The 10,666-nt window shown below is 66.5% G+C and carries 7 protein-coding genes; 4 read left to right on the top strand and 3 right to left on the bottom strand.

Annotated elements, in window-relative coordinates:
* Nucleotides 1-250: 250 nt before the first annotated feature.
* Nucleotides 251-1,699, bottom strand: coding sequence for a DUF1254 domain-containing protein (locus A8V01_RS13435; RefSeq protein ID WP_103096344.1), 1,449 nt, complete (start codon nt 1,697-1,699; stop codon nt 251-253).
* A 25-nt stretch (nt 1,700-1,724) separates the two neighbouring features.
* Nucleotides 1,725-3,890, bottom strand: a complete 2,166-nt coding sequence (locus A8V01_RS13430) for a TonB-dependent receptor (protein WP_103096343.1) — start codon at nt 3,888-3,890, stop codon at nt 1,725-1,727.
* Here A8V01_RS13430 and A8V01_RS13425 point away from each other — a divergent pair.
* From A8V01_RS13425 to A8V01_RS13415, 3 genes are all read left to right on the top strand, one after another.
* Entirely contained in the window at nt 3,877-4,065 is a 189-nt protein-coding gene (locus A8V01_RS13425) for a hypothetical protein (RefSeq protein WP_103096342.1), read from the top strand. The two genes, A8V01_RS13430 and A8V01_RS13425, sit on opposite strands and share 14 nt — an antisense overlap.
* A gap of 155 nt (nt 4,066-4,220) precedes the next feature.
* Nucleotides 4,221-6,356 carry an acetate--CoA ligase family protein gene (locus A8V01_RS13420; RefSeq protein WP_211295012.1) on the top strand — a complete coding sequence of 712 codons (2,136 nt, stop codon included), beginning with the start codon at nt 4,221-4,223 and terminating at the stop codon, nt 6,354-6,356.
* Nucleotides 6,353-8,050: an acyl-CoA dehydrogenase family protein gene (locus A8V01_RS13415; RefSeq protein WP_103096340.1), complete on the top strand. Its 1,698-nt coding sequence runs from the start codon at nt 6,353-6,355 to the stop codon at nt 8,048-8,050. Before A8V01_RS13420 ends, A8V01_RS13415 begins: the two co-directional genes overlap by 4 nt.
* Before the next feature lie 36 nt (nt 8,051-8,086).
* Here A8V01_RS13415 and A8V01_RS13410 read toward each other — a convergent pair whose 3' ends face one another.
* The gene (locus A8V01_RS13410; RefSeq protein WP_245892512.1) at nt 8,087-8,848 is read right to left on the bottom strand and encodes an SDR family NAD(P)-dependent oxidoreductase; all 762 of its coding nucleotides are present in this window, start codon (nt 8,846-8,848) and stop codon (nt 8,087-8,089) included.
* Nucleotides 8,849-9,023: 175 nt separating this feature from the next.
* Between A8V01_RS13410 and A8V01_RS13405 the strand changes: the two genes are divergently transcribed.
* Nucleotides 9,024-10,571 (top strand): SDR family oxidoreductase, encoded by a 1,548-nt coding sequence (locus A8V01_RS13405; RefSeq protein ID WP_103096339.1) that lies wholly within the window; start codon nt 9,024-9,026, stop codon nt 10,569-10,571.
* The last annotated feature ends 95 nt before the right edge of the window (nt 10,572-10,666 follow it).

Below are 10,666 nucleotides of genomic sequence, written 5' to 3'. Positions count from 1 at the left end.
CTCGCTAATTTGGCAGCAGATTTCTTGGCAGAACGTTCAGGAGGTCTGGTCGAAAGCCGTTCGTAAGTAAGACCGCTTTCGGCAGTTAGGCTCTCAGAACCGGACATTCCGCAAACCACCGCAAATCAGACATCTGAACCCCGCTCAGCCTGAGCTTGTCGAAGGCCCTGAGGTGCGGCGCGAGGTTTCCCATGCTTCGACAAGCTCAGCATGAGCGGTGTGGGATGACGACAGCTTGACGAGCCAGTCCCTACCGCACCGGCCCGAGCTTGCGGATCGGCGCGGGGGTCCATGTGCCGTCGAGCAGCGCCTTGTCCGGCCCTTGCGAGCGGATCGCCAGCACGAAAGGCGCGCCGGAGACGGGAAGCCAGTTTGCCGCCGCCACGCCCTTGGGCCGCACGGCCGATAGCACAACGCGCAATTGGCCATCGGGTTCGTGCTTCAGGCCGGGGGTGCGATCGTTGATGATGTACTTTTGCGCGGCGTTGGGGATCAGTTCGCGATTTTCGCGCAAGTACGGGGTGTAGGACCAGTAGTATTTCGCAGGCGGCGGGGTCTGTACCAGTTCATACGTGTACCGGCTGCCGTCAAGCGGATCGCCATCGGCATCGACATAGGTGACGAAGGCGTAGTTTTCGGTGGGCACGTTGGCGCCCGTCGCGATCATCAGGCCGGTGCGTTCAAGGTAGTTCCACCCCATCCGGCCCGCATCGTAGGGGGAGCGCCAGTGGTCGAGGTGCAGTCCGGCCTGCGTCACGGAATCGGCGATCACCTTCATGGCGTCGGCATGGCCGCGCTCCAGCCCCTTGCGGATGGCGGGATCGGCAAGCGCGGTGTCGAGCGACTTCGGCCCTGCCAGCCCGATGCCGTGCCAGCGATAGACCAGCGCATCCTCCGAACGCGGATGGCCGTTGGCGCGCAGGATGAAATCCAGCATACGGAAATAGCCGATGGCGCTGCGGTCTGCCGCGTCCGGGAACTGCGGGGCGGGGCCATCATGCGCGGCAGTGGGCGTGAGGGTAAAGGCATCCTGCAGCTTCGCCACGCGTTTTGCGTCGGCGGCATCGTTGGCCTTGATGCGCAGCAGCACCCAGACATAGGGCGTGGTCACCCGGAACAGCGTGGCGCCGGGCGGAACCGTGCCTTGCCAGTCCGTGGTGGCGACAAGGTAGGTGCCGCCGCCGTTGCCCTGTATCCGCGTGGAGATATTGGAGGCATTGCCGTAAGCGTCGAGCAGATTGAACGCGAAATAGCGGCCCTTATCCAGCGAAGGCGTATCCATCGGGGGCACCGTGACCAGCACCGGCCCGCCCGTCAAATCAAGCCAGGCGTTGGAATAAAGCGTATCGACGTTGGGCGTCTTGAACGCCTTGTAGCCGGGATAGGCAAGGCGGCGTTCGTGGTGAAAGCGGTTGAAGCCGGTGTAGTCGGGGTCTTTCGTGTCCACCCCTTGTGCGTACATCTGCCAGTATTGCGCCACTGCCAGTCCGCCGTAGACCGCCGCGTCCAGCGCCAGCGCATGGGCCCATGTCTCGCGCTCTGCCGGGGAAGCGGGCAGGACGTCAGGCAGCTTGCTCCACTGGAACTGGTCGGCGGCGCAGGGATCGTAGGAGGGACGCGAAACGGGCGAAGCCTCCTGCCCCGGCGCGGCGGCCGTCAGCAGGAGGGCGCACAGCGGCAGAGTCAGGAGGCTTCGCATGGTTTCTCCGGGAATTGCAAGGGCGTCAGAACTTGGCCGAAACCTCCACGCCGTAGACACGGCCCTTGTTGAGCGGCGAGAAGGTGGAGCCGGGGAAGAACGCCAGCGGGGCCTCTGCACCGAAGGTTGCCTCGTCCAGCAGGTTGGTGCCGTAGAACGAGATCGAATAGTTCTCGTACCGCAGCGCGATGTTGGCATCGACCATGGTGGCCGCGCGCATCAGGCCGGTGTTGGCATCGTTGTACCAGTCCGCATCGCGGTAGTTGGCGGCAACGCGGGCATCGAGGCCGAAGTCTCCGAAGTTGCCGGTCCACGCGATCGATCCGCCGTAGCTCCATGGCGACAGGCGCGGCAGCTTCAGGTTGTAGTCGGTGTCGTTGATTACGCCGTCGTTGTTGAGGTCGTAGAAGACGTCGGTGTACTTGCCCTCGGTATAGCCGAACTGGCCTGCCAGGGTGAAGCCGGCGCCGGGCTTGAGCGTCACTTCGCCTTCCACGCCGCGAATGCGCGCGTCGGCCGAATTGGTGATGATCTGCGCGGTGCCCACGCCCACCACGGGGATCTGGATCTCGCGCTGGACGTTGTCGATGGTGTTCCAGAACGCGGCAAGGTTGATGCGCGCGATGCCGAACAAGTCCTTCTTTACGCCGATTTCATAGGAATTCTGCACTTCGTCGTCGAACGGGCCGGGATCGACCTGGGTATAGACGTTGCGGAAGTTGTAACCGCCCGAACGGAAGCCCTTGGACCAGAAGCCGTAGACCTGCGTTTCGGGATCGGGCTGCCACTGCAGACCGACGCGCGGGGTCAGGCCCTTCCAGGTGTTCTTGTCGTTGAAGGTATAGTTGCAGGTCTGGGCTTCGTAATCGCACCCGGTCGCGGTCAGGTTGGCGACCTTCACGTCCTTGGTTTCTGCCGTATAGCGCGCGCCCAGGTTCAGCGTCAGCGTGTTGGTGAAGTGCCAGTCGGCGGAACCGAAGATGCCGTAAGTATCCTGGTTCTGGATGCCGCCGCCCGACAGGATGCGGGTGCCGCCGGCCAGTTCGCGCTGTTCCTTGTAGTCGATGCGCTGGGTGAAGTAGTAAAGGCCGGTGGTTACATCCACGTTGCCGAACGTGCCCGCCCAGCGCAGTTCCTCGCTCATCTGCTTCTGGCGCGTGGTGTTGCCGGAATGGAACGAGGCGGACGGCGATGCGTCGATATCGTTGTACACCCGCGAATTGTATTCGCGATAGGCCATGATGTTGGTCAGCTTGCCGTTGCCGAACGCGGTGTCGATGTTGGTTTCGTTGGCGGCGAAGTGCCAGTAATTGTGCGCGAAGCCTTCGTTGTCGATGTTCACCTTGAAGCTGTCACGCGGGTAGAGGCCGTGGTTGCTGGCCACCGCGCCGTCGCCGTCGTACTTGCCGTATTCGTAGCGGAAGATGGACTCAAACCCGTCGATCGGCGTGAAGCGCACGGCGGGGCGCACGATCAGGGTGCGGTTCTTGCCCAGGTCGTTATTGCCGTTGTACTCGTTGTGATAGTAGCCGGTGTCCTTGTCATAATAGACCGCCAGCTTGGCCGATATCTTGTCCTGCACGATCGGGCCGGTCACGGTGCCGCTGATCTTGTATTCGGGGCCCGAGGAAACCGAGGCGCGCACGTCGGCAGAGAACGTGTCCTTGGGCGTGGTGGTGCGGATCACCATGGCGCCGCCGGTCACGTTGCGGCCGAACAGCAGGCCCTGCGGGCCGCGCAGCACCTCAAGCCCTTCGATATCGAAGTTGCCGAAGACCACACCGGCGCTGACGCCAAGGTACACGCCATCGGTGAAGACGCCCACGGTCGGGTCGATCGAGGGGATGGAGCTGTTGATGCCAAGGCCGCGGATGGAGAAGTTGGCATAGCCCGGCGTCGTGCCTACCGCGTTCAGCTGCACGTTGGGCATGTTGTAGCTGAGCGACTGCAGCGTGGTGAAGTGCTGGTCTTCAAGCTGCTGCGCGCCGAATGCGGTGACGGCGAAGGGCACGTCCTGCACGTTCGACGCCTGCCCGCGCTTGGTCGCGGTGACGACGATGGTGTCGAGGCCATCCGAGGAGGAGGATGAAGCGCTGTCGGCGGCGGCGTCCTGCGCCATGGCGGCGGGCGCGATAGCGAACGCCAGCCCCGCGCTGGTCGCAAGCAGGCCGCACTTGATGATCGAGGACATCTTCACTCTTCTTCTCCCACAAACCGGGGCGCTCATGCGCGCCTTGTTCTTTCGCACCACGGTGCGCAAGCGGCAGATGCTGCGCAGCATGCGTCGTGACGGGACACTCAAGTCCGCGCTGGGGCCGTTTCGTTCAATGGCGGGGAGGGTCCGCGCAGGATTATCACAAGGCTGATATCCCGACCGGGCAGGGCAGGGGCGGCGCTATCACGGATGAGATGGCGGCATATCACGGATATGAAATGCGCAAGGCCGCCTTGCGTGACGATACCGACGCGCGCCCCCCCGTGACAAGGCTTTGCCGCGAACGAACGTGAGAGGAAAGCCGACGTGACGACCTGCGAAGATATCCGACCCATGGCAGACGCGGCCAGCGGCAACCTCGACGCACTGTTCGCGCCGCGATCCATCGCGCTGGTCGGCGCTTCGGACGATGCCGCCCGGATCGGCGGGCGCCCGCTGCGCTATCTGCGCGCCAGCGGCTATCAGGGCCGCGTCTATCCGGTGAACCCCAAGCGCGAGACGGTGCAGGGGCAGCGCGCCTGGCCTTCCATCGGCGCACTGCCCGAAGTGCCTGACCTTGCGCTGCTTGCCGTTCCCGCCGCCGCCACCCGCGCGGCAGTGGAAGACTGCGTGGCCAAGGGCGTGAAGGCCGCGATCATCTTCGCCGCCGGCTTTGCAGAGATGGGCGAGGAAGGGCGCGATGAACAGGCGCGCATCGTTGCCGTGGCCCGTGCCGGAGGGCTGCGGCTGCTTGGCCCCAACTGCCTTGGCGCGGCGGATAGCTCGATCGGCTACTACGGCACCTTCTCGGTCATGCTGGACGACGGGTTCCTGGAACCCGGCCCGGTGGCCATCGTATCGCAGAGCGGGGCCTACGGATCGCACATCGCGCAACTGGCCCGCAACCGGGGCCTTGGCATCCGCCACTGGATCACCACCGGCAACGAATGCGACGTCGACATGGCAGAGGCCCTGCGCTGGGTGATCGACCGCGAAGGCGTGAAAGTTGTCATGGCCTATGCCGAGGGCGTGCGGAACCGCGCCCTGTTCTTCGAAGCGCTGGACCTTGCGCGCAGGCGCGGCATCGCGGTTGTGCTGCTGAAGGTCGGCCGATCCGAAGTGGGCGCACATGCGGTAGGCAGTCACACGGCGGCGCTGGCCGGGGCGGACAACGTGTTCGACGCGATCTGCCGCCAGTACGGTGTCCACCGCGCGCGCAGCACGGCGGAACAGCTGGATATCGCCTATGCCATCGCCCGTGCGGGCCTGCCGCGCGGCAACCGGCTGGGCATCTTTTCGATGTCGGGCGGGCTGGGCATCCAGATGGCCGATGACGGGGACGAGGCGGGGCTTGCGGTGACCCCGATGCCGGACGATGCGCAGGCGGAACTGAAGGCGCTGCTGCCTTATGCCTCCCCCGCCAACCCCATCGACGCGACCGCGCAGGCGATGACCGACCTGCCGCTGATGACGCGCTATATCCAGGTCGTGCTGGAACAGGGCGACTATGACATCTTCGTTGCGATCCTGGGCACCACGCCCGCGCTGCCCAGTTACTCCGCGCGTCTGGCCGAGGCGCTGGACGCGGCGGGGCCGGGTGGAGAGGGCCTGATCCGCGCCGTCACCATGAGCGCGCCGCCCGAAGTGGTGCGCGCTTACGAGGCGCGCGGCTTCCTGGTGTTCGAAGACAGCGTGGCGCTGACCCGCGCGCTGGGCGCGGTCGCGCGCTTTGCCGAAAGCTTTGCGGCGGCGCGTGCGGAACGCCCACCGCTCCCCGCCTTGCCCGTGCCGCTTGCCGCCACCGGCACGCTCAGCGAACGCGCCGCCAAGCAAGTGCTGGCCGAGGCCGGGATGTCCTTCCCGGACGAACGCCTTGCCGCTACGCCCGAAGATGCCGCAGCGGCGGCGGACGCGATCGGCTATCCGGTGGTGGTCAAGATCTGCTCGCCCGACATCGCCCACAAGACCGAAGTTGGCGGCGTTGTCGTCAACCTCGGGGATGCCGCTGCCGTGCGCGATGCCAGTGGGCTGGTGCTGGATCGCGCCCGTGCGGCCATGCCCGACGCGGTGATAGAAGGCGTGCTGGTGGCCCCGATGATCGCGGGCGGCGTGGAAGTGATCGCGGGCGTCAGCATCGACGCCACGCTGGGGCCGGTGGTGATGTTCGGCCTTGGCGGCGTGCTGGTCGAAGTGCTCAGGGACGTGACGTTCCGCGCCGTGCCCTTCGATGCCGACGAGGCACGCCGGATGATCGCGGAGACTACGGCGGGCAAGGTGTTGCAGGGCGTGCGCGGGGCGGCGCCTGCGGACGTGGACGCGCTGGCGGAAAGCCTTGCCGCGCTTTCGCGCTTCGCTGCCGCCAATGACGGGCGACTGGCCGGGGTGGATATCAACCCGCTCAAGGTCATGCCCGCTGGCGAAGGCGTGGTGCCGCTCGACGCGCTGGTGCTGCTGCAGGCATGACCCGCCTGATCGACCGCGAATTCCTTGACCTGTGCCTGCATGACTGGCTGGGGACAGGGGACATTGCCGCGCGCGATACGGTGGATGCCGTGCTCGACCTGTCGGAAACGCTGGCCCGCGAACGCTTCCTTACGCACTTCAAGGCGGGCGATGCGCAGGAACCGCGGATCGGCGCGCAGGGCGTCACCGTCCATCCCGAAGTGCGCGCGGCGATCGCCGAATATGCCGAACTTGGTCTGTTCGGCGCCGGCTTTGCCGAAGACCTCGGCGGTCACGGCCTGCCTTTCGTGGTCAGCTGCGCCAGCTTCGCGTGGTTTGCGGCCGCCAATATCGCCACATCCTCTTACGCCATGCTGACGGTGGCCAATGCGCGGCTGATCGCGCAATTCGGCAGCCCTGCGCAAGTCGATGCCTTCGCCCGGCCGCAGATCGCGGGCGAATGGCTGGGTACGATGTGCCTGTCCGAACCGCAGGCGGGTTCCGATCTTGGCGTCGTCCGCACCCGCGCCGCGTTCGATGGGCAAGACGATCTTGGCCGCCGCTATCGTCTGGTCGGCTCCAAGATGTGGATCTCGGGCGGGGAGCATGACGTGGGCGGCAACATCGTCCATCTTGTACTCGCGAAAGTGGCGGGAGCGGACGGTTCCTTGCCGGAAGGGACGGCGGGGCTTTCGCTGTTCATCGTGCCGCGCGTGCTCCCGGACGGGAAGCGCAACGACGTTGCGGTGGCGGGGCTCAACCACAAGATGGGCTACCGCGCGATCCCCAACTGCCTGCTGGCTTTCGGGGAGAACGCGGGCGCTGTCGGCTGGCTGGTTGGCGAAGAGGGGCAGGGCCTGCGCCAGATGTTCATGATGATGAACGAGGCGCGCATATCGGTGGGCCTTGGCGCGGCAGCGCTGGCGTGTCGGGGCTATGGCCATGCGCTGGCTTATGCGCAGGAGCGGCTGCAGGGGCGCGGAAGCGATGGCGCCCCGGTGCCGATCATCGAACACGCGGCGGTGCGGCGCATGTTGCTGGCGCAGAAGGCATTGGGCGAAGGCGCGCTGGCGCTGTGCCTCTATGCTGCGCGGCTGGTCGATGCCCACGCCGACGACGCCGAAAGCGCGGCGCTGCTGGCGCTGCTGACCCCGGTGGTGAAGACCTTTTCCTCGGAAACGGGGCTGGAGGCGAACGCCATGGCGATCCAGGTCCACGGCGGCTACGGCTATACCCGCGATTTCGATGTGGAGCAGGTCTGGCGCGACAATCGCCTGAACCCGATCCACGAAGGCACGACCGACATCCAGGCGATCGACCTGCTCGCGCGCAAGCTGCTGAAGGACGGGAAAGGGCTGGCGGTGCTGAAAGCACGCATTGCGGCGACTTGCGCGGCTGCGGATGGTTTTGCGGATGAAGTGGCCGCGTTGCAGGCAGCGTGGTCGGATGTCGATGCCGCACTGGAAATGCTGCGGCTGCGCGATGCAGCATTGGACGTGGCGACGCCGTTTCTTTTCGCTTTCGGCCATGCGGTGGTGGGCTGGATCTGGCTTGATCTTGCCATTGTAGCGCGGGGTAAGGGAAAGCGGATCGAGGCGGGAACGGCAGCGGCGCTGCGCTACTTCATTGCCTGCGAACTGCCGCGCGTCAGGGCATGGCTGGCATGCTGCACGGCCGGCGGAGCGGTGCTGGAAGCGGATGCAGGCTGGATGTGAGGAGGGGGGCGCCGTCGTCAGGACGGCGCCACGTTTTTACAGAATGGCGTTGGCCAGTCCGCCGTCCACGGTAATCATCTGCCCGGAAACGAACGCGGATTGCGCGGAGGCCAGCCACAGCGCGGTCTGCGCGATATCGTCCGTCTCGCCCAGACGGCCCAGCGGGATGCGGGCCTTGCGCTGTGCCAGCGCTTCCTCGTCCAGCATGGACAGCACGCCTTCGGTCGCCACCGTCGCGGGAGAGATCGCGTTGACGCGGATGCCCTGCGCGCCCAGTTCCACCGACGCCGCGCGGGTCAGGCCGCCGACGCCCGCCTTGATCCCGCAATAGAGCAGCGCATTGACCATGCCCTTGAGCGCGGAAACGGAGGCGATGTTGATCATCGACCCGCCGCCGCGCTGCGCCATGAAGGGCGCCGCCGCCTGCGTCATCCACACGATGCCGTCGAAGCCGACACCGGACATGCGCGCCAGCGTTTCGGGCGTGATATCCGCGATCGGCTCGTACCTGTTCCACATCGCGCTGCTGACGGTAATGTCGAGCCCGCCCAGTTCCTCAGCCGTGCGGGCGACGGCGGCCTGCACGCCAGCGCGGTCCGACACGTCGCAACCGATGGCGATGGCACGGCCTCCGTTTGCCGCGATGCCATCGACGATCGCCTGCGCCCAGTGCTCCTTGAGGTCGAGCACGGCCACGGCGGCGCCTTCGGCCGCGAAGAGTTCGGCAATGGCCCGGCCCAGCCCGCGCGAAGCGCCGGTGACAAGCGCGACACGCCCTGACAGTCGTTGCGGCATCATGATCTCCCTAATATCCGGATCGCAGCCTTGGACCGCCCGCCGCCGCCGCCCAAGCCGGTTGCCGCAGCTTCGCCGCCTTATCCCATAGGTGATACCCGCCCGGCCGCACGGTAGCGGGCTTGAGGAGGCGCCGGGCCGATGCTTCGCTGCCGCGAAAGACAAGCAGCGGGAGACGATGACGATGGAGCAGAACCGGCCAAGGATCGTGCTGGTCACAGGTGCCGCGGCCGGGATCGGCCTTGCCACCGCGCAGCGTTTCGCGGCTTGCGGGGATACGGTTGTGCTGGCCGATCGGGATGCCGACGGCGTCCAGCGTGCCGCCCGAACGCTAGGTTTCCCGCACGAAGCGCTGGTGCTGGACGTGGCTGACGAGGCGGCCATCGTTGCTGGTGTGGCGAAAATTGCTGCGCAGCACGGCGGGATCGACGTGCTGGTCAACAATGCCGGCATCGTCGATCCTGCGGGCACTCTGGCGCTTGATCTGGATGCCGGAACGGTAGAGCGCATCCTGCGCGTCAACCTGACGGGCAGCTACCTGCTGGCACGAGAGGCCGCGCGCATCATGATCGCGGCCGGAGCAGGGGCCATCGTCAACCTGTCATCCGGGATTGCGCTGCAGGCAATTGCGGGGCGTACCCCCTATGCCATGTCGAAAGCCGCGATACTGGGGCTTACCCGCGCGCTTGCCTGTGAGTGGGCGCAGCATGGCGTGCGCGTCAACGCGGTGCTGCCCGGCTACGTGGCGACCGAGATCGTCGAAGCGCTGGCGGCAGAGGGGCAGGTCGATCGGCAGGCCGTGGGCGCGCGCATCCCGCTTGGCCGCATGGCGCGCCCGGCCGAAGTGGCGGAGGCGATCGTGTGGGCGGCGGGCAATCCTTATGTTACCGGCGGGAGCATCGCGGTGGACGGCGGCTATTCCGCTTTTGGCGCAGTCGGCCCCGCATCGATGACGCCAGCGCCTGTGGCACCGATGCGCGAACGGCCGGTCGTGGTCGTTTCCGGCGGTGCGCGCGGCATCGGCGCGGCTACGGCGGACCGCCTGGCGGCCGATGGCGCGCATGTGATCGTGCTGGACCGCGATATCGGCGCATTGCCTGAAGGGCGCGAAGGCCATGTGCTTGACGTGACCGACGAAGCGGCGCTGGCCAGTATCATCGATCAAATCGCTGCGCAGCATGGACGGATCGACGTGCTGGTCAACAATGCCGCAATCGCCGACGATTTCAGGCCCACTACGGAGCAGACGCTGGCGGCATTCGAGCGGGGGCTGGCGATCAATCTTGTCGCTCCGCTGCGGCTGGCCACGGCTGCGGCGCGGGTGATGCGCACGCAGGGGGGCGGGGCCATCATCAACCTTTCGTCCATCGCCGCACGGGGCGGCCTTCCCCGGCGAGGCAGCTACTGCGCCGCCAAGGCCGGGGTGGAGGCGCTGACGCGCCAGCTTGCCTGCGAATGGGCGCAGCATGGCGTGCGCGTGAATGCGGTGGCGCCCGGCTACATCGCTACGCCTGGCGTCATGGCGCTGGAGGCGCAGGGCAAGCGATCGCTGCGCGGCATCCGGCGGCGCATTCCGCTGGGCAGGCTGGGGCAGCCGGAGGAGATCGCCGATGCCGTCGCGTTCCTTGCCTCTTCCCGTGCGGCCTACATGACGGGAGCGGTGGTGCCGGTCGACGGCGGCTGGTCGGCCTTTGGCGATGCGGGAGACGCGGCAGACGTGGAATAGGCGCCATCGCATATGGGATTATGCCGCGCCGACCGTCCCCGCGCGCGACGGGAGGGGCGCCGATACGGCTAGATACGCGCAATCAACGAGGATGC

The organism is Novosphingobium guangzhouense, from assembly GCF_002896965.1.
GTDB classification, from domain to species: Bacteria; Pseudomonadota; Alphaproteobacteria; order Sphingomonadales; family Sphingomonadaceae; genus Novosphingobium; species Novosphingobium guangzhouense.
This window is presented reverse-complemented; position numbering and strand designations above follow the sequence as displayed.